The 19,118-nt window shown below is 70.3% G+C and carries 16 protein-coding genes and 1 pseudogene; 10 read left to right on the top strand and 7 right to left on the bottom strand.

The features are described 5' to 3' along the window. Positions 1-186 precede the first annotated feature (186 nt). Positions 187-1,365: a serine hydrolase domain-containing protein gene (locus K3769_RS29205; RefSeq protein ID WP_267029246.1), complete on the top strand. Its 1,179-nt coding sequence runs from the start codon at positions 187-189 to the stop codon at positions 1,363-1,365. Positions 1,366-1,381: 16 nt separating this feature from the next. Here the strand turns inward: K3769_RS29205 and K3769_RS29200 are convergent, their stop codons facing one another. The 3 genes from K3769_RS29200 to K3769_RS29190 form a co-directional block, all read right to left on the bottom strand. Further along, a complete protein-coding gene (locus K3769_RS29200) occupies positions 1,382-2,002 on the bottom strand; it encodes a PadR family transcriptional regulator (RefSeq protein ID WP_267029245.1) in 621 nt (206 codons plus the stop codon). A 72-nt stretch (positions 2,003-2,074) separates the two neighbouring features. Further along, a complete protein-coding gene (locus K3769_RS29195; RefSeq protein ID WP_267029244.1) occupies positions 2,075-2,881 on the bottom strand; it encodes an SGNH/GDSL hydrolase family protein in 807 nt (268 codons plus the stop codon). 232 nt (positions 2,882-3,113) lie between these two features. After that, positions 3,114-4,550, bottom strand: coding sequence for a gamma-aminobutyraldehyde dehydrogenase (locus tag K3769_RS29190; RefSeq protein ID WP_267029243.1), 1,437 nt, complete (start codon positions 4,548-4,550; stop codon positions 3,114-3,116). Positions 4,551-4,760: 210 nt separating this feature from the next. On the opposite strand from K3769_RS29190, the gene K3769_RS29185 reads away from it, so the two are divergent. The 9 genes and pseudogenes from K3769_RS29185 to K3769_RS29145 all read left to right on the top strand — a co-directional run bounded on the left by K3769_RS29185 (position 4,761) and on the right by K3769_RS29145 (position 13,873). Continuing rightward, entirely contained in the window at positions 4,761-5,285 is a 525-nt protein-coding gene (locus tag K3769_RS29185; protein ID WP_267029242.1) for an Lrp/AsnC family transcriptional regulator, read from the top strand. Beyond that, on the top strand, positions 5,270-6,667 hold the full coding sequence (locus tag K3769_RS29180; protein ID WP_267029241.1) for an aspartate aminotransferase family protein: 1,398 nt from the start codon (positions 5,270-5,272) through the stop codon (positions 6,665-6,667). Before K3769_RS29185 ends, K3769_RS29180 begins: the two co-directional genes overlap by 16 nt. Before the next feature lie 296 nt (positions 6,668-6,963). Beyond that, positions 6,964-7,773 (top strand): ABC transporter ATP-binding protein, encoded by an 810-nt coding sequence (locus K3769_RS29175; RefSeq protein WP_267029240.1) that lies wholly within the window; start codon positions 6,964-6,966, stop codon positions 7,771-7,773. Further along, on the top strand, positions 7,755-9,338 hold the full coding sequence (locus K3769_RS29170; protein WP_267029239.1) for a hypothetical protein: 1,584 nt from the start codon (positions 7,755-7,757) through the stop codon (positions 9,336-9,338). Before K3769_RS29175 ends, K3769_RS29170 begins: the two co-directional genes overlap by 19 nt. Before the next feature lie 96 nt (positions 9,339-9,434). Continuing rightward, a complete protein-coding gene (locus tag K3769_RS29165; RefSeq protein WP_267029238.1) occupies positions 9,435-9,842 on the top strand; it encodes a VOC family protein in 408 nt (135 codons plus the stop codon). A gap of 120 nt (positions 9,843-9,962) precedes the next feature. Next, entirely contained in the window at positions 9,963-11,096 is a 1,134-nt protein-coding gene (locus K3769_RS29160) for an LOG family protein (protein ID WP_267029237.1), read from the top strand. A gap of 136 nt (positions 11,097-11,232) precedes the next feature. After that, positions 11,233-11,922, top strand: coding sequence for an LAETG motif-containing sortase-dependent surface protein (locus tag K3769_RS29155; RefSeq protein ID WP_267029236.1), 690 nt, complete (start codon positions 11,233-11,235; stop codon positions 11,920-11,922). A 198-nt stretch (positions 11,923-12,120) separates the two neighbouring features. Next, positions 12,121-12,972 carry an IS5 family transposase gene (locus tag K3769_RS29150; RefSeq protein ID WP_267029235.1) on the top strand — a complete coding sequence of 284 codons (852 nt, stop codon included), beginning with the start codon at positions 12,121-12,123 and terminating at the stop codon, positions 12,970-12,972. A 59-nt stretch (positions 12,973-13,031) separates the two neighbouring features. Continuing rightward, positions 13,032-13,873: pseudogene (locus K3769_RS29145) on the top strand (IS5 family transposase). A 44-nt stretch (positions 13,874-13,917) separates the two neighbouring features. Here the strand turns inward: K3769_RS29145 and K3769_RS29140 are convergent. The 4 genes from K3769_RS29140 to rlmN all read right to left on the bottom strand — a co-directional run bounded on the left by K3769_RS29140 (position 13,918) and on the right by rlmN (position 19,116). Further along, entirely contained in the window at positions 13,918-14,964 is a 1,047-nt protein-coding gene (locus tag K3769_RS29140; RefSeq protein WP_267029233.1) for an ABC transporter ATP-binding protein, read from the bottom strand. A 2-nt stretch (positions 14,965-14,966) separates the two neighbouring features. Continuing rightward, positions 14,967-16,685 carry an ABC transporter permease gene (locus K3769_RS29135; RefSeq protein WP_267029232.1) on the bottom strand — a complete coding sequence of 573 codons (1,719 nt, stop codon included), beginning with the start codon at positions 16,683-16,685 and terminating at the stop codon, positions 14,967-14,969. Continuing rightward, a complete protein-coding gene (locus K3769_RS29130; protein ID WP_267029231.1) occupies positions 16,661-17,761 on the bottom strand; it encodes a thiamine ABC transporter substrate-binding protein in 1,101 nt (366 codons plus the stop codon). The genes K3769_RS29135 and K3769_RS29130 overlap by 25 nt, the downstream gene beginning before the upstream one ends. Before the next feature lie 248 nt (positions 17,762-18,009). Then, complete coding sequence (rlmN, locus tag K3769_RS29125; RefSeq protein WP_267029230.1) at positions 18,010-19,116, bottom strand: dual-specificity RNA methyltransferase RlmN; 1,107 nt, start codon at positions 19,114-19,116, stop codon at positions 18,010-18,012. Positions 19,117-19,118: the final 2 nt, after the last annotated feature.

The following is a 19,118-nucleotide window of genomic DNA, read 5'->3' as shown; positions in this document are numbered from 1 at the left end:
CCGCCGGCGGACGTGCGTCTCAGGGATCACCCGGTGCGGGGCCCTCAGGGAGATCCCGGACAACACCCTTGCCCCGTAGCGAAGTTGCTCGGGGACCGGCCAGGGTCGCCGCCCTCCCGAAGGAGGATCCGCGGCACGGCGTACCTCCCGGAGGATGAAGGTCACCGATCACCCGGGAGTCTGCCGATGCACGTCCGTGCCCGAGTCCGTACCGCCTGTGCCGCCTGTGCCGTCTTCGTGGTTCTGGGCCTGACCGCGGGCCCGTCGGCCGCATCCGCCCTCGCCGCCGCCCCGCCCACAACCTCCGCGGTACGTCAGGCCGTGGATCCGGCCACCGGCCGGGCCCTGCGCGCCGCGCTCACGCGGCTCCCGGACGACGACGCGACGGCCGCGCTCGTACGGGTGTCGGGCACGGACGGTGTCTGGCGGGGCGGCGCCGGGGTGCACGATCTGCCGAGTGGGCGCGAGGCGCTGGCGGACGGGCGTTTCCGGGCCGGTTCCACGACCAAGGTGGTCACCGCGGCCGTCGTGCTCCAGCTCGCCGCCGAGGGCCGGGTGGACCTGGACGGGCACGTCCAGACCTACCTCCCCGGCCTCCTCTCGAAGGCCTTCGAGCCCATCACCGTACGGCAGTTGCTCACCTTCACCAGCGGGCTGAAACCGGGCTCGTCGCTGGGGGACGTGAACGGCGAGGGGTACGAGCGGCGGTACGAGACGCTGACACCCGAGGACGTGGTGGCCGCCTCGGTCGCCCTCGGCCCCGCCTTCCGGCCCGACGAGCGGCAGAACTACGGCAACATCGACTACACCGTGCTCGGCCTCCTCATAGAGAAGGTCACCGGCGACTCGTACGAGCACCAGGCGGCGGTAAGGGTCCTGCGGCCGGCCGGGATGCGGCACACGTCCTTCCCCGGTGGCCCCGACCCGCGTATCCACGGACCGCACAACCGCGGCTACCAGCGACTGGCGGACGGCAGGCTGGTGGACGCCACCGAGTGGAACATGTCGGACCGGTGGGCCGCGGGCGACATGATCTCCACGACGGCGGACCTGGAGCGGCTCCTGTACGCGCTGTTCCGGGGCCGGCTGGTCCCCCAGCCCCTCCTGGAGAAGGAGATGTTCACGCTCCCCGACGTGCCGGGCGCCACCATGAGCGCCGGCCTCCAGAGGTACGACATGGGCAACGGCACGGTTCTCTGGCTGAAGTCGGGGGCGCGTCCCGGGTACAGCACGCTCGTGGCGGCCACCCGCGATCTGTCCCGCACACTCGTGTACTCGGTCAACGCGACCGACGCGAAGTCGGAGGGCATGAACCCGGTGGCCGAGCGGATCGTCCGGGCGGCGTTCGGGGGCCCTCAGGGGTGAGGGCAGCCGGAGCGGGTTAAGTGATCGGGGAGCCCGGTTCGTCCGTGTGCGCGGGGGGCGGGCCGCCGAGTACCGCGACGCGCTGTGCGAGGCGCTTCAGGACGGTCTCGCCCCACTGGAGGTTCCCGCGTTCCAGGGCGATGCCACCCTGGAGGGTGAGGTAGGGGCCGATGCGGTCGGCGGACGCGAGGTGTTCGTCCTCGGTACGGCCGGCCAGCATGCGCTCCCGCATACGTAGATAACGGGCGAGTTTGGCGGCGGACCGTTCGACGCGCTCGGCGACCGCGGTCCGTACGGCCTCGATGTCGTCGGTGTCCCCGATGTCGACGCACTGCACCTTGACCATCAGTTCGTCCCTGATGGCCAGGGGCTTCGCGGGGCCCTCGGTGACGAACGCGCGCAGGACCCGGCGACCGGAGTCGGTCAGCGAGAAGAGCCGTTTGTTGGGCCGGCGCTCCTGCTGGACGACGCGGGCGGAGACCAGCCCCTCGCCCTCCATGCGCTCCAGTTCGCGGTAGAGCTGCTGGGGGGTGGCCATCCAGAAGTTCGCGACCGAGGCCTCGAAGCCCTTGGCGAGGTCGTATCCGGACGCCTCGCCCTCCAGAAGCGCGGCCATCACCGCGTTGCGCAACGCCATGCGCTCAAGCTAGCACCGGGTCGATCACGTCGTTGATCACGTTGTTCGTCACGTTGTTCGTCACGTTGTTGATCAGTCAAGGACGCGTCCGGCGAGGCGGACCGGTGGGAGCAGTTCAGGCCGTTTGGCCTGCCTGCCGTCGCCCGACGAACGGCCCCGGACCCGGCGTACGAGCCAGGGTCCCAGGAAGCCGCCGACCCAACGCAGTTCCGTGCCGACGACCCGCAGCCGCGTGGGCACCGACGCACCGGGCGGCAGGGGCAGCGTCCAGGTGTCGTCGCTGCCCGGCAGGCCGAACGCGTGCGCGACCGCGGCGGCGATCCGCGCATGGCCGAGCGGGCTCGCGTGCAGCCGGTCCGGACTCCACAGCCGGGGGTCCGTCACCACCTCGTGGGCGGACATGTCCGCGATGATCACTCCATGGCGTCCGGCCGCTTCCCGGATGCGGGAGTTGAGGGCGACGACCCGGCGGCCGAGCGGGCGGGCCAGCGGGCTGATCCGGCCGATGTCGGGAAAAGTGACCGTCGCGACGCGGGCACCCTGCCCGGTCAGCGCGGCGAACATCGCCTCCAGGTGGCCGCCCGCCTCGTCCGCGTCGAAGCGGGGCCGCAGCAGGTCGTTCATCCCGGCGACCACGGTGGCCACGTCGGGCCGCAGCGCGAGGGCCGGCGGGAGCTGCTCGGCGCGCACCTGTCCGGCGAGGCGCCCGCGGACGGCGAGATTGGCGTAGAGGACGTCCGGGGACCCCTTCGCCAGTTCCTCCGCGAACCGGTCGGCGCACCCGCGCAGCCCGGTCACGTCGTCACCGTCACCGAGCCCTTCGGTCTGGCTGTCGCCCAGGGCGACGTACCGCAGGTAGCCGCCTCCGCTGTCGGACATGGGGTGCCCCTTTCACCGTGGACCACCACTATCCCACAAATACCTTATTCACTTTGTTGACTACCGCAGGGCCCGCTGCAGCGTTCGGTGACCGGGGATGGGAACACCACCCCCACCCACAACCAGCCCTCAACGGCGGACGGCGACCACGGGGGCCCCGGACGGAACACTCCCGCCCGGGGCCGCGTACCGCGCATCCCGTACCGCCTACCGCGTACCGCGTACGAAACGCTCAGCCGAGCGACGTCATGACGTGCTTGATCCGCGTGTAGTCGTCGAAGCCGTAGCCCGACAGGTCCTTGCCGTAGCCGGAGTGCTTGAAGCCGCCGTGCGGCATCTCCGCGACCAGCGGGATGTGCGTGTTGATCCACACGCAGCCGAAGTCGAGGACCTTGGACATGCGCATCGCGCGCGCGTGGTCCTTCGTCCAGACGGAGGAGGCGAGCGCGTACTCGACGCCGTTCGCGTACTCGACGGCCTGCGCCTCGTCCGTGAAGGACTGGACGGTGATGACCGGGCCGAAGACCTCGTTCTGGATGATCTCGTCGTCCTGCTTCAGGCCGGAGACGACGGTCGGGGCGTAGAAGTAGCCCTTCTCGCCGACCCGGTGGCCGCCCGCCTCGACCTTGGCGTGCGCGGGCAGCCGCTCGATGAAGCCGGAGACCTGCTTGAGCTGGTTCGGGTTGTTGAGCGGCCCGTACAGCACGTCCTCGTCGTCCGGCTGCCCGGTCTTCGTGTCGGCGGCGGCCTTGGCGAGCGCGGCCGTGAACTCGTCGTGGATGGACTCCTGCACGAGGACGCGCGTGGCGGCCGTACAGTCCTGGCCGGCGTTGAAGAATCCCGCCACCGAGATGTCCTCGACGGCCTTGGCGATGTCGGTGTCCTCGAAGACCACGACCGGCGCTTTGCCGCCCAGCTCCAGGTGGACCCGCTTGACGTCCTTGGCCGCGGACTCGGCGACGGAGATGCCCGCCCGCACGGAACCGGTGATGGACGCCATGGCCGGGATCCGGTGCTCGACCATCGCGCGGCCGGTGTCACGGTCGCCGCAGATGACGTTGAAGACACCCTCGGGGACGATCGAGCCGATGATCTCGGCGATCAGGACCGTGGAGGCCGGGGTGGTGTCGGACGGCTTGAGGACGACCGTGTTGCCCGCGGCGAGCGCCGGGGCGAACTTCCACACGGCCATCATCATCGGGTAGTTCCACGGCGCGACCTGGGCGCAGACACCGACCGGTTCACGGCGGACGATCGAGGTCAGGCCCTCCATGTACTCACCGGCCGACCGGCCCTCCAGCATGCGCGCCGCGCCCGCGAAGAAGCGGATCTGGTCGACCATCGGCGGGATCTCCTCGGACCGGGTGAGTCCGATGGGCTTGCCCGTGTTCTCGACCTCGGCGGCGATGAGTTCCTCGGCGCGCTCCTCGAAGGCGTCCGCGATCCTCAGGAGGGCCTTCTGGCGCTCGGCGGGGGTCTGGTCGCGCCAGGCGGGGAAGGCCGCGGCGGCGGCCTCCATCGCGGCGTCGACGTCGGCCTGACCGGACAGCGGCGCGGTGGCGTACGCCTCGCCCGTCGCGGGGTTGACCACGTCCGTGGTCCGTCCATCGGCGGCATCGCGGAACTCTCCGGCGATGTAGTTACTCAGACGACGCAGTTCGGCGCTCACTGCCCGGCCCTCCTGTCAGATGTTCTACGACTGTCCTTCTACGGCCCCGCGCCCCGGGTGTCCACTACCTGAGACGCCTGGCCTCCCACCCTAATCCTCGCCCCGACGTTTTCAACACCCCCGCCGACCCCAGAGCTGCGAAATCCGCAGTACTGGAACACGTAAACAACGAATTTCATCGATCACACCTTGCGGAACTGTCGAGCCCTCGTGCAGAGTGAGCGCGTGGCCAGTCGAAGCGCAGACCCCAGGGACCTCCGGGACTCCCGCGAGTCCAGGAACGGCACCCCCCAGCTCGACGCCGTCTCCCTCGGCATCATCGAGCAGCTCCAGGAGGACGGCCGCCGGCCCTACGCCGCGATAGGCAAGGCCGTGGGCCTGTCCGAGGCGGCCGTGCGCCAGCGCGTCCAGAAGCTGCTCGACCAGGGGGTGATGCAGATCGTCGCCGTCACGGACCCGCTCACCGTGGGCTTCCGCAGGCAGGCGATGGTCGGCATCAACGCCGACGGCGACCTCGAACCGGTGGCGGAGGCGCTGACCGCCATGCAGGAGGTCGAGTACGTGGTGATGACGGCGGGCTCCTTCGACATCCTCGCCGAGATCGTCTGCGAGGACGACGACCACCTGCTCGACGTCATCAACAAACGCATCCGGGTCCTGCCCGGCGTGCGCTCCACCGAGAGCTTCGTCTACCTCAAGCTCAAGAAGCAGACCTACATGTGGGGAACCCGATAGCCGTGACTGCCAAGGACCTCAGCCGCACCGCGTACGACCACCTGTGGATGCACTTCACCCGCATGTCCTCGTACGAGAACGCGCCCGTCCCCACGATCGTCCGTGGCGAGGGGACCTACATCTACGACGACAAGGGCAAGCGCTACCTCGACGGTCTGGCCGGTCTGTTCGTGGTCCAGGCGGGCCACGGCCGCGCGGAGCTGGCCGAGACGGCCGCCAGGCAGGCCAAGGAGCTGGCCTTCTTCCCGATCTGGTCGTACGCCCACCCGAAGGCCGTCGAGCTGGCCGAGCGCCTCGCGCACCACGCTCCCGGCGACCTGAACAAGGTCTTCTTCACCACCGGCGGCGGCGAGGCCGTCGAGACCGCGTGGAAGCTCGCCAAGCAGTACTTCAAGCTGCGGGGCCAGCCGACCAAGTACAAGGTCATCTCGCGCGCGGTCGCCTACCACGGCACTCCGCAGGGCGCCCTGTCCATCACGGGCCTGCCCGCGCTGAAGGCCCCGTTCGAGCCGCTGGTCCCCGGCGCCCACAAGGTCGCGAACACCAACATCTACCGCGCCCCCGCGTTCCTCGACAACGGTTCGGGCGTCGACCCGGAGGCCTTCGGCCGCTGGGCTGCCGACCAGATCGAGGAGCAGATCCTCATGGAGGGCCCCGAGACGGTCGCCGCCGTCTTCCTGGAGCCCGTGCAGAACGCCGGCGGCTGCTTCCCGCCGCCGCCCGGCTACTTCCAGCGGGTGCGCGAGATCTGCGACCGGTACGACGTGCTGCTCGTCTCGGACGAGGTCATCTGCGCCTTCGGCCGCCTCGGCACGATGTTCGCGTGCGACAAGTTCGACTACGTACCGGACATGATCACCTGCGCCAAGGGGATGACCTCGGGCTACTCCCCGATCGGCGCCTGCATCATCTCGGACCGGCTGGCCGAGCCGTTCTACGAGGGCGACAACACCTTCCTGCACGGCTACACCTTCGGTGGTCACCCGGTGTCGGCGGCCGTGGGCCTCGCGAACCTGGACCTCTTCGAGCGCGAGAAGCTCAACGAACACGTCCTCGCGAACGAGAGCGCGTTCCTCTCCACCCTCCAGAAGCTGCACGACCTGCCGATCGTCGGCGACGTCCGCGGCAACGGCTTCTTCTACGGCATCGAGCTTGTGAAGGACAAGGCCACCAAGGAGACCTTCACGGACGAGGAGTCGGAGCGCGTGCTCTACGGCTTCGTCTCCAAGAAGCTCTTCGAGTACGGCCTCTACTGCCGCGCCGACGACCGCGGCGACCCGGTCATCCAGCTGTCGCCGCCGCTGATCTCCGACCAGTCGACGTTCGACGAGATCGAGGGGATCGTCCGCCAGGTGCTGACGGAGGCCTGGGCGAAGCTGTGAGCCACGGCCCCCGAGCCACGGCCACGGCCCCAGCCGTGAGCTGCACCTGCCGGCCCGGCCATCCGCCCGGCCGTCGGCTCAGCCTTTGAGCTGAACAAGTGATCAACACCGGCCCCGGTGGCGCCCGTTCGAGTGAGAATGCGTGCCCCGGGGCCGCGTGCTGTCCGGCCCCCGGGCCCCGACTCCCTAGCGTGCCCAGTGACCGATCGGCCCTGCCTTCGTTCCCCCGACCGGGGGACCCGGCGACCTTCCGAGGCGCCCGGGCAGCGCAAATCAGATCTGAAGAGGTGTACGCGATGGCGGCTCCGCCGGACAACGACGTGCTCTGGGCACGCGCCCTGCACGTCAGACACAACGGCTCACCCGCACTCACCGGCGTCTCGATCGGGGTCCGCGAGGGCGAGATCCTCGCCGTCGGCGGCCCGCGCGGCAGCGGCAAGACGACCCTCCTGAAGTGCCTGTCGGGACAGCTCGTGGCGCAGGAGGGCGAGGTCTGGTTCGACAGCACGCCCGTCCACACCATGGGCACGATGAGCCGGGAGCGGCTGCGTCGCGACCGTTTCGGCTGGATCGACCCGGCACCGGTCCTCGTCCCCGAGCTGACCGCCTGGGAGAACGCCGCCCTGCTCCTGATGCTGCGCGGGGTGAGCCGCCGCCGGGCCAAGACCGCCGCGCTGGAGTGGCTGGACCGCCTGGACGTCGGCGGCTGCGCCCGCAGACGCCCGTACGCCCTGCTCCAGTCGGAGCGCCAGCGGGTGGCCATCGCCCGCGCCCTGGCGCCCGAGCCGAGCGTGATCTTCGCCGACGAGCCCACCGCGCCGCTGCACCGCGCCGACCGCGCCCAGGTGCTGCGGACGCTCACCGCGGCGGCCCGCTCGCACGGGATCACCGTCGTGCTGGCCACGCACGACGCGGACACCGCCGCGCTCGCCGACCGCACGGTGTCGCTGCTCGACGGCCGGCGCGTGAACACCGTCCATCTGCCACCGATCGCGGACCCGACCGATCCCACCGGTCCCATGGGCCCCACCGGCTCCAGAGGCTCCGCCGGGGCCAACGGGTCCGCCGAGACGGAAGGTCGGGCCGCGTGCTCGCTCTCCGCCTAGTCCGCGGGGCCAACCCCGCCGTCCAGTTCCGCCGGCTCCTGGTCGCCGCGGCGTCCGCGGGCACCGGCTTCCTGCTCCTGTGCACCCTGGGATACGCGATGGGGCATCCGGAGGCGTCCACCGCGGCCGTGCTCCGGCTCGCCTGGTGCCTCGCGCCGATCGCGGCCACCGTGCAGTTCGCGGTCGCCGTCGCCCGCACCGACCCGGCCACCCGCCCCCGGACCGGGCTCGCGGCGATCGGTCTGGGACCCGCTCAGCTGATGATCCTGGCCGCCGTCTCCACCGCGGTGTCGTGCACGCTCGGCTCGATGGTCGCGCTGCTGTTCTTCCTGCACCTGCGCGGCGATCTGACCGGCCTGCCCTTCGACGGGGCGGCGGCCGGCCTGCTCGCCGCGAACCAGCCCCTGCGCCTGCCCGCCACGCTCACGCTGCTGGCCGTGGTGCCGGTTCTCGCGTCCGCGGCCAGCGCGGTCGTGCTGCGCCCGCGGGGTCCGCGCCCGTCCGCCGCCGCGGCCGGCGGACGCCCGGGACGGCTGGGCGGTTCCGGCGGCTACGGCCGCTCCACCGAACGCGTCGGCTCCAGCGCCTACGGCCGCTTCGGAGCCCGCGCGACGGGATCCACGCCCCCGCCGCCACCCACCCCCGCCGAAGGCCGGGAAACGGCCACACAGACGGCCCCTGCCCTCTCCACCGACGGCTCTCCCCCGGAAGGGGCGGGAGGACCCGCGCGACAGGCCGCCTCCGTCGACCCGCACAACCCCGGCCACCCCACCCCGGAGGGGGCGCGGGGAACACCGCAGTCAGCCCCCACCGACCCGCACCACCCCCGGGATCAGCACGCCGTGGCCGCTCTCGACGCTCTCGACGCCCGCGACGCAGCCGACCACTCCACCGTCCTGCCGGAGGTACGACGAACTGCGCGTCGTGCCCCCGCCACCCAGCAGTACCCCGCCACCCCTCCCCACCCCCAGCGGCCTCCTGGGTGCCGCCGTGCTGGCCGCGGGTCTCGCCGTGGAGACGTACGCCGCCCGTGGCGCGACGCCCACCAGGGCCCCGCCCTGCCGGGCGGATTCACCGGAGGCCCCTTCGGCGTGCTCGTCGGCTGGGCGCTCACCGCGCTCGGCCTCGCGCTGGCCGGCCCCGCCCGCACGCACCTCTGCGGCAGGCTCCTGCAGTCCGTACGCCCGAGCGCGCCGCGCCTGCTCGCCGGACGCGTACTCATGGAGGAGGCGACCCGTATCGGGCGCCCGCTCGGCGTGGTGTGCGCGGTGGCGTCGGGCCTGTACGCCATGGCCGTGCTCTACGCCGGAACACGTCCGGGCATCGGGCCCCTCACCACGCTCGGCCTGGTGCTGGTCGCGGGCTGCGCCGTGGCGACGCTGCTGACCGCCGCCGTCGAGGCGAGGAACGCGCGCGCCGACACCACCGCCGCCCTGCTGCGGATCGGCGCGCCCGCCGCGACGCTGCGCACCGCGGCCACCCTCCGGGCCGGCGCCCTGCTCGCCGTCCTCACCCCGTTGACCTGGGCGATCGCCGAGCTCGCGGCCATGCCACTGGCCCGCTGACCCGGCGTACGAAAAAGACGCGCGCGGACCGATGACTTTTCGGCGGGCCCCCGGTCTGACCCTTCGAACAGCGACCCACCTGACGGAGGACCTCCCATGTACCAGCAGATGATCTTCGTGAACCTGGCCGTGAACGACGTGGACGTGTCCAAGAAGTTCTTCTCGGAGCTCGGCTACACGATCAACGCGCAGTTCTCGGACGAGAACTGCGCGTCCGTCGTCATCAGCGACACGATCGTCGCGATGCTGCTGAACAAGCAGCGCTACGCGGACTTCACGAAGAAGGAGATCGCGGACTCGACGAAGACCAGCGAGGTGCTCCTGTGCCTCAGCGCCGAGAGCCGCGAGAAGGTCGACGAACTGGTCGACAGGGCGATCGCCGCGGGCGGCTCGGCGAGCGGGGAGACCCAGGACCACGGCGTCATGTACGGGCGCGCCTTCGACGACCCGGACGGCCACACCTGGGAGGTCATGTGGATGGACCCGTCCATGGTCCAGGGCTGAATACCCACGGGCCAGGGCTGAATCCCCATGGGCCAGGGCTGAAAACCCGTGGTTCTGGGCTGAATCCCTCCGGCACGCCCGAACGGACCGTGCCCGAAACGGCCGTGCTTACATGGGCGGGTGCAGACGAGCCCCGCCCATGTGGCCCATCACAACGACCGTGAGATCGAGACGCTGGAGGAGTTCGACGCGACCGTCTCGGCCCGCGGCACTCTCACCGGCTTCCGCGTCCAGGCCGTCGATCTGACGGACCGTACGAGAGAACTGCTCGCCAGCGACACCTCGGGCGCCGTCTTCCTCGGGTGCCCGATGCGGGAGAACGCGGCGGCGAAGATCCGGGCGGACGGGGCGCTGGTCTTCCCGCCCCTGCCCGATGTGCCGTTCGACCCGTACCGCGGTCATCTCTACACCCCCGAGGAGCTGTTCGGCTCCCTCGACGAGAGCTACGAGGCCACGCCGGACGCCGTCGCGTACGACTGGTTCCGGCGGACCAGGGCCGACGGGGACATCTACGCGTCGATGCTGCGCTCGGTCCACGACGACGCCGTCTCCGACGCCCTCGACGAACTCCTCCGCGGGGCGCGCGTGGTGGGCGTGATGGGCGGTCACGCGATCGGGCGCGGCACCGAGGCGTACGGCGGCGCGGCCAGGCTCGGCCGCGCGCTGGCCCGCGCCGGGTTCACGGTGGCGACCGGCGGCGGCCCCGGCGCGATGGAGGCGGCCAACCTCGGTGCGTACGCGGCCCCCTACCGCGACGGCATGCTGGACGAGGCGTGCGAACTCCTCGGGAAGGCGCCGTCGTTCGAGCCGTCGGTGACCGACTGGGCGCGCGCCGCCTTCGAGGTGCGCGAACGCTGGCCGAAGGGCAACGCCTCCGTCGGCATCCCCACCTGGTTCTACGGGCACGAGCCGCCGAACGCGTTCGCCTCCCACATAGCCAAGTACTTCGCCAACGCCACCCGCGAGGACGGCCTGCTGGCCCGTTCGAACGCGGGCGTGGTCTTCCTGCCCGGCGCCGCCGGCACGGTACAGGAGATCTTCGACAACACGACCCCCAACTACTACGAGTCACGCGGCGAACCGACGCCCATGGTCCTGGTGGACCGCGCCCACTGGACGCGGCGGCTGCCCGCCTGGCCGCTCCTCCAGGCCCTCGCCCGCGACCGCTCGATGGAGTCCCGCATCGCGCTGGTGGACCGGATCGAGGAGGCGCCGGAGGCGCTCGACCGGCTGTCGCGTGTAAATGAAACCTAAAAGCCAAGGGGCAAGACGGACACACGGATTGACAACCGGAGACGGTGCCCAATAAACCTGTGAGGCGTCTGGGATCGCTGTTGCTCAGTAGCTCCCATCAACCCCCCTCTTTTTGTGCATCCCGTGAAGGGCAATCGTGTCCATATCTCGCCGTACCGCACGTTCTGTGCGCATTCTCGGAGTTGCCTCCGCCTCGGCCGCGCTCACGCTCGGCCTGGCCGGCAACGCGCTCGCCTGCAACATCAGTGAGTTCTCCGCCGTCGCCAAGTGCGACGGCACCAAGGGCGTCATCAGCGTCACGGACAAGGACCCGTCGGGCGTCAAGGCCACGGTCACTGTCTTCCTCCAGTCCAACGGCGCCGACGCGCAGCAGGTCGGCGACGCGCAGGTGGTCGAGGGCACGCGCGAAGGCGTGACCATCGACTTCTCGGAGGACTGGAAGCCGAACGCGACGTACCGCGTGCACGTCAAGGCCGGCAACCAGGTCGACGAGGACATCAAGCCGAACCTCGTCACCCCGTCCGAGGCGTGCAAGTCCGATGAGGCGTCCACGCCTCCGGCGACCCCGAAGCCCTCGGAGAAGCCCTCCGAGCCCGCCGAGGAGCCGTCGAAGCCCGCCGAGTCCCCGGAGCCGTCCGAGTCGGAGAGCACTCCGGCCGCGTCGACCGGTGACAACGCGCCGTCCCCGGCGGGCGACTCGAACCTCGCCGAGACCGGTTCCAGCTCCAACACCGGTGCGATCGCCGGCATAGCGGCCGCGCTCGTGGCGGCCGGCGCCGGCGTGATGTTCGCGCTCCGCCGCCGAGGCGCAGCGAAGACCCGCTGACACCACCCGCAGTAGTGGCCCGCCCCCTCCAAGGAGGAGACGGGCCACTACCACGTCCGGGCCCCGCACCCCACACCCACGCCCCAGGGGCGCGGGGAACGGCGCAGTCTTTTCGCTCTTAGAGAGCAACTGATCTACTTTGAGGGTGATTTGGGGTGTTCGCAGTGACTGAGGTGACGACGGGTCGTTGCGTGACTCGTGAGTCCTCGACGCCCTTATCGCAGTGATGTGTCCGATGCCCGCTGGACATTGATCGAGCCCGTGTTCGTGACATGGCGGGCCGCTCGCACCGGTCCGGGTACCGCGGCACGGGTGCATGATCTGCGGGAGATCGTGAATGCCATCCTCTACGTCAACCGCACCGGCATCCCGTGGGAGTACCTGCCCCACGACTTCCCGCCGTACAAGACTGTGTACGACTACTACGCGAAGTGGGAGGCGGACGGTACGACCCAGCGGGTCCATGATGTGCTGCGCGACAAGGTCCGCCGCGCTCAGGGCCGGCCTGCCGCTCCGTCGGCCGCGGTGATCGATGCGCAGAGCGTGAAGACCTCCGCAAACGTTGCTGAGGCCAGTCAGGGCATCGACGCCGGCAAAAAGATCAAAGGACGTAAGCGTCACGTGGCCACGGACACGCTCGGCCTGGTCCTGGCCGTCATCGTCACGGCCGCCTCGGTACACGATTCCACTGGCGGGAAGCGCCTGCTCGACGAGCTCGCCGCCTCGCATCCCAGCGTGACGAAGGTCTGGGCCGACGGCGGATACCAGAACAGCGTCTTCCAGCACGGAGCCGCGAAGGGGATCGACGTCGAGGTCGTGAAACGACCCACCACCAAAGGGTTCCAGCCCCAGGCGAAACGCTGGGTGATCGAGCGAACGTTCGGCTGGTTAATGCAGCACAGGCGCCTCGTCCGGGACTACGAAGCTCTGCCCCAGCGGTCTCGCGCCATGGTCCACTGGGCCATGGCTAACAAAACTAGCCGCGAACTCACCGGTGAATCCACACCAAGCTGGCGAATCGAAACTCACAAATCAGCTATAACGACCTGAACGCTGATCAGATGCTCTCTTACTGTCTCTAACAAAAGCCGTTGATCATGTGACTATCGGTGCGGTCTGTCGTTGGTCTGGTCGTGGGGAAACGTCAGTCGCGACCGTGGATCGTGTCGGATGAACTGTGGGCACTGATCGAGCCGTTGTTGCCCGAGCCGGCGCCGAAGCTGGTCGAGGGCAGACCTCGCGTGCCGGACCGGCAGGCCCTGTGCGGGATCCTGTTCGTCCTGCACACCGGGATCCAGTGGGAGTACCTGCCCCAGGAGCTGGGCTTCGGCTCGGGGATGACCTGCTGGCGGCGCCTGGCGGCCTGGAACGAGGCCGGCGTCTGGGACCAGCTGCATGTGCTGCTGCTGGAGAAACTGCGGTCGAAAAACCAGCTGGACTGGTCCAGGGCGGTGATCGACTCCTCGCACGTCCGCGCGGCCCGGCGAGGCCCAAAAGCGGACCCAGCCCGGTCGACCGCGCACGTCCGGGCAGCAAGCACCACCTCATCGTCGACGGCCAGGGCATCCCGCTCGCCGTGTCGCTGACCGGCGGAAACCGCAACGACATCACCCAGCTCATGCCGCTGCTCGACAAGATCCCGGCCGTCGCGGGCCAGGTCGGCAGACCCCGCCGACGGCCGGATGCGCTGCTGGCCGACCGTGGCTACGACCACGACAAGTACCGCCGTCTGCTCTGGCAGCGCGGGATCCGCCCCGTGATCGCGAAGCGAGGCGAGCCTCACGGCACTGGCCTGGGCATTTTCCGCTATGTCGTCGAGCGCACGATCGCCTGGCTCCACGGCTTCCGCCGCCTGCGCATCCGCTGGGAACGACGCGACGACATCCACGAAGCGTTCCTCGGACTCGCCGTCTGCCTGATCACCCACCGCCACGTCCAACGCCTTTGTTAGGGACAGTTAGGGGCGCGGGGAACGGCGCAATCTTGTCGCCCCCCTCAGGGGCGGGGGAACGACGCACCCGAGCCCCCCGCCAGCACCACAACCTCACCCGCGTCGAACACCACCCCCACCTCCTCCCCCACCTCCGGCGCATCCCGCAACGCACACGCCGCCTCCAGCCGCGCCACCCCCTCGGGCTGCAGCCGTACGGCGACATGCGTGCCCCGGAAGGTCCGCGCGGCCACCGTGCACCGCAGCCCCTCCTCGACCGGCACGAGGCGTACCCCCGCGGGCCTGACGAGCAGCGTGCCCGCGCCCTGCGAAGTGCCGGACGGCACAGGCAACTTGCCCCAGGGTGTGTCCGCGACCTGACCGGAAACAGTCGCCCCGGTCACGTTCTCGAAGCCGAGGAAGCGGGCCACGAACGCGTCGGCCGGGCGCTGCCAGACCTCAAGCGGCGTACCCGACTGGGCGATCCGCCCGTCCCGCATCACGACGACCCGGTCGGCGAGCGCGAAGGCCTCGCCCTGGTCATGGGTGACCGCGAGCACGGTGGTGCCCAACTCAGCGAACAGCTCGCGCAGTTCGACCACCAGCCGTTCACGCAGGGAGCGGTCCAGCTGGCCGAGCGGTTCGTCGAGCATCAGCAGCCGGGGCCGCGGGGCCAGCGCACGGGCGAGCGCCACCCGCTGCTGCTCACCCCCGGAGAGGGAGGCGACGGCCCTCCCCTGCGCACCCGGGAGCCCCACAAGCTCCAGCAACTCCCCCACCCGCAGCGCCTGCCGCTGCTTGGACTCCCCGTGCATCCGCAGCCCGAAGGCCACGTTTCCGGCCACGTCACGCTGCGGGAACAGCTGATGGTCCTGGAACATGAGACCGACCCCCCGCTTGTGGGCGGGCACGCCGTCGAGATCGCGCCCGTCCAGGAACACCCGCCCGCCGTCCAGTTCCTGGAGTCCGGCGACGGCCCTGAGCAGCGTCGACTTGCCGCTGCCGCTGGGCCCGAGAACGCACACGAGCTCGTGCTCGGCGACATCGAGCCCGACCTCGTCGAGCACGGCCCGCCCCCCGAACCGTACGGTCGCCCCATCGAGTTTGAGCATGGTCAGAACTCTCCCGTCCGGTCGGAGCGAGGGCCGTTGCGCAGGTCGGTGCGCAGGCGTTCGAGGACCAGCAGCGCCACCGCGCACACCAGCATCAGGATGGTCGACAGGGCCATGGCCTGCCCGTAGTTGAGGTCGCCGGCCCGGCCGAGCAGTCGTGCCACGGCGACCGGCAGCGTCGGATTGTCGGGCCGTGCGATGAAGACGGTCGCGCCGAACTCGCCCAGCGACACCGCGAAGGCGAACCCGGCCGCGATCAGCAGCGCCCGCCGCACCAGCGGCAGATCGACCTCGCGCCACACCCGCCACGGCGAGGCCCCGAGCACCGCCGCGGCTTCGCGCAGACGCCCGTCCACCGCCCGCAGCACCGGCAGCATGGTCCGTACGACGAAGGGGACGCCCACCAGCGCCTGCGCGAGCGGCACGAGGATCCAGCTGCTCCGCAGGTCCAGCGGCGGCTCGTCGAGCGCGATGAGGAAGCCGAAACCGACGGTCACGGCGGAGACCCCGAGCGGCAGCATGAGCAGCGCGTCGAAGCCCCGTACGAGCCGTCCGAGGCGTCCGGTGTCCCGGCGGGTGAGGGCGGCTGCCGCGAGTCCGCCGATCAGCAGCGCGATGGCGGTCGCGGCGAAGGCGTACCGCAGCGAGTTGCCGACGGCGTCGATCGGCGGGACCAGGAAGAGACTGCCCTCGTTGCGGGTGAGCGCCTTGTAGTAGCCGAAGCCGGGGGCGTCCAGCGAGCGCTGGACCAGGACGGCCAGCGGCAGCACGAGCAGGACGGCGATGGAGCCGAGGACACCCGCGAGCAGCGCCCACTGCCCCGCCCCGCGCGGCCGTCGCGCGGTGGCCGCGGCGTCGACCAGCCGCAGGGCCGTCTCGCGCCGCCGTACGGTCCGGGCGTGGACGGCGAGGATCGCGCCCACCGCGGCGAACTGGACGAGCGTCAGCACGGCGGCCGTCGAGAGGTCGAAGATCTCCGAGGTCTGCCGGTAGATCTCGACTTCGAGCGTCGAGAAGGTGGGGCCGCCGAGGATCTGCACGACACCGAAGGAGGTGAAGGTGAAGAGGAACACCATGAGCGCGGCGGCGGCCACGGCCGGGCCGAGCGCCGGGAGCGTCACCGTGCGCCAGGCCGCGAACCGGGAGGCGCCGAGCATCCGCGCGGCCTCCTCCTGCCGCGGGTCGAGCTGCGACCAGAGGCCGCCGACCGTGCGGACGACGACCGCGTAGTTGAAGAAGACGTGCGCGAGCAGGATGGCCCACACGGTGGTGTCCAGGCGTACGCCCCACAGCTCGTCCAGCAGCCCGCCGCGTCCGAGCAGCGCCAGGAAGGCCGTGCCCACGACGACCGTCGGCAGTACGAACGGCACGGTGACGACGGCCCGCAGGATCTGCTTGCCCCTGAACTCGAAGCGCGCGAAGACGTACGCGCCGGGGAGCGCGATCAGCAGGGTGAGCGCGGTCGAGGCGAGCGCCTGCCAGGTCGTGAACCACAGGACGTGCCGGATGTCGGACTGGCCGAGCACGTCCGCGATCCGCCCGAACCGCCAGACCCCGTCGACCTTCAGCCCGCGCACGGTGATCGCGACGACCGGATAGGCGAAGAAGACCCCGAAGAACGCGACGGGCACGGCCATGAGCCCGAGCCGCGCCGCGCCCCGCCCCCGGCGCGAGGGCCGGGGGCGCGCGCCGGGCGCTACTTCAGTACGAGCGAGGTCCATGACTTGACCCACTCGTCACGGTTGTCGGCGATCCTGGCGGGGTCCAGGGTCTCGGGGTTCGCGGCGGCGGGACCGTACTGCGTGAACGCGTCGGGCACCTTGGCGCCCTCGACCACCGGGTACACGAACATGTTGAGCGGCATGTCCTCCTGAAACCGCTTGCCGATCAGGAAGTCGATGAGCGCCTTGGCGCCCTCGGTGTTCTTCGCGTTGCTCAGCAGGCCGGCGTACTCGACCTGGCGGAAGCAGGTGCCGTCCGCGACACCGGTCGGCGCCGTCCTGGGCTTGGGGTCGGCGTAGATGACCTCGGCGGGCGGCGAGGACGCGTACGAGACGACGAGCGGCCTGTCGCCCTTGGCCTTCTTGCCGCCGGCGGACCCGGAGAACTCCTCGTTGTAGGCCTGCTCCCAGCCGTCGACGACCTTCACGCCGTTGGCCTTGAGCTTCTTCCAGTAGCCCTCCCAGCCGTCGTCGCCGTACTTCGCGGCGGTGCCGAGCAGGAAGCCGAGGCCGGGTGAGGAGGTGGAGGCGTTCTCGGTGACGAGCAGGTCTTTGTACGCGGGCTTGATCAGATCGTCGAAGGACGTCGGCACGGCCAGCTTGTGCTCGGTGAAGTACGCCTTGTCGTAGTTGACGCAGATGTCACCGGAGTCGATGGGCGTGACCCGGTGCTTGCCCTGGTCGACGCGGTACCGGGCCTGGACGCGGTCGGCGCCCTCGGCCTCGTACGACTGGAACAGCCCGTTGTCGAGCGCGCGGGAGAGCAGGGTGTTGTCGACGCCGAAGAAGACGTCTCCCTGCGGGTTGTCCTTGGTGAGGACGGCCTTGTTGACGGCCTGCCCGGCGTCGCCGTCCTTCAGGACCCTGACCTTGTACCCGGACTCCTTCTCGAAGTCCTTCAGTACTTCCTTGGTGTAGGCGAAGGAGTCATGGCTGACGAGGGTGACGGTCTTGGACCCGGAGCCGCCGTCGTCGCCTCCGTCGCCGGACGCCCCGCACGCGCTGAGCGCGACGACCCCGAGACCACCGACCGCGATCAGGGCGGTGATCCTGAAGATGCTGCTCTTGTTGCTCACTCGATTCCTCCTGGGTTGACCAGGAAGAGACGCGGCCCTGCCCGGGACCTCGAACGGATCCCGGGCAGGGCGCAACAGCTTGAGTAGTGACCGAACTTCCTACCCAGAATGACCTGGGCGAGGTTCAGAGGGTCTGCGGGCTGTCCCGCACTCTCAGCGCTGTGGCGCTCCCCTGTCGGAATATGAAGATGTCTATGAAGCTATCCGTGAAGCTGTCGTCATACGGGATACCCGTACGCCCCGCCAGACTACCGCTCGGTGGCCGCGAGCTGCCCGCACGCCCCGTCGATCTCCTGGCCCCGGGTGTCCCGGACGGTGACGGGCACGCCGTGGGCGGCGATCGCCTCGACGAACGCCTTCTCGTCCTCGGGCCGCGAGGCGGTCCACTTGGAGCCGGGTGTCGGGTTCAGCGGGATCAGGTTCACATGGACCGGCTTGCCCTTGAGCATCCGCCCGAGCCGGTCGCCGCGCCACGCCTGGTCGTTGATGTCCCGGATCAGCGCGTACTCGATGGAGAGCCGACGCCCCGACCTGGCCGCGTACTCCCAGCCCGCGTCCAGCACTTCCCGCACCTTCCACCGCGTGTTGACCGGTACGAGGGTGTCGCGCAGCTCGTCGTCCGGTGCGTGCAGGGAGATGGCGAGCCGGCACTTGAAGCCCTCGTCGGCGAACCGGTTGATGGCGGGCACCAGACCGACGGTCGAGACGGTGATCCCACGCTGCGAGAGCCCGAGGCCGTCCGGCTCCGGGTCGGTGAGGGCCCGGATGGACTGGACGACCCGCTTGTAGTTGGCGAGCGGCTCCCCCATGCCCATGAAGACGATGTTGCTGAGCCGCGCCGGGCCGCCGGGGATCTCCCCGTCCCGCAGCGCACGCATAACGTCGACGATCTGGTGCACGATCTCACCGGTCGACAGGTTCCTGTCGAGGCCGGCCTGTCCCGTCGCGCAGAACGGGCAGTTCATCCCGCAGCCCGCCTGCGAGCTGATGCACATGGTGACCCGGTCCGGGTAGCGCATCAGCACGGACTCGACGAGCGTGCCGTCGAAGAGCCGCCAGAGGGTCTTGCGGGTGGTGTCCGCGTCGGTGGACAGATGCCGCACGACCGTCATCAGCTCGGGCAGCAGCGCTTCCTGCAGCTTGGTGCGCGAGCCGGCAGGGATGTCGGTCCACTGCTCGGGATCGTGCGCGAACCGCGAGAAGTAGTGCTGCGAGAGCTGTTTGGCACGGAACGGCTTCTCACCGACCGCGGCAACAGCCTCTTTACGCTCGGCAGGCGTGAGATCGGCAAGGTGCCGCGGCGGCTTCTTGGCTCCGCGGGGGGCGACGAATGTGAGTTCTCCGGGCTTAGGCATGG

Source organism: Streptomyces ortus (assembly GCF_026341275.1).
GTDB classification, from domain to species: domain Bacteria; phylum Actinomycetota; class Actinomycetes; order Streptomycetales; family Streptomycetaceae; genus Streptomyces; species Streptomyces ortus.
Note: the sequence above shows the minus strand (reverse complement) of the source record. Positions and strands in the feature narration are given on the sequence as shown.

Coding starts and splice junctions, on each gene's coding strand:
- K3769_RS29205 (WP_267029246.1), top strand. CDS start 187: ATGCACGTCCGTGCCCGAGTCCGTACCGCCTGTGCCGCCTGTGCCGTC.
- K3769_RS29200 (WP_267029245.1), bottom strand. CDS start 2,002: ATGGCGTTGCGCAACGCGGTGATGGCCGCGCTTCTGGAGGGCGAGGCG.
- K3769_RS29195 (WP_267029244.1), bottom strand. CDS start 2,881: ATGTCCGACAGCGGAGGCGGCTACCTGCGGTACGTCGCCCTGGGCGAC.
- K3769_RS29175 (WP_267029240.1), top strand. CDS start 6,964: ATGGCGGCTCCGCCGGACAACGACGTGCTCTGGGCACGCGCCCTGCAC.
- K3769_RS29165 (WP_267029238.1), top strand. CDS start 9,435: ATGTACCAGCAGATGATCTTCGTGAACCTGGCCGTGAACGACGTGGAC.
- K3769_RS29140 (WP_267029233.1), bottom strand. CDS start 14,964: ATGCTCAAACTCGATGGGGCGACCGTACGGTTCGGGGGGCGGGCCGTG.
- K3769_RS29135 (WP_267029232.1), bottom strand. CDS start 16,685: ATGGACCTCGCTCGTACTGAAGTAGCGCCCGGCGCGCGCCCCCGGCCC.
- rlmN (WP_267029230.1), bottom strand. CDS start 19,116: ATGCCTAAGCCCGGAGAACTCACATTCGTCGCCCCCCGCGGAGCCAAG.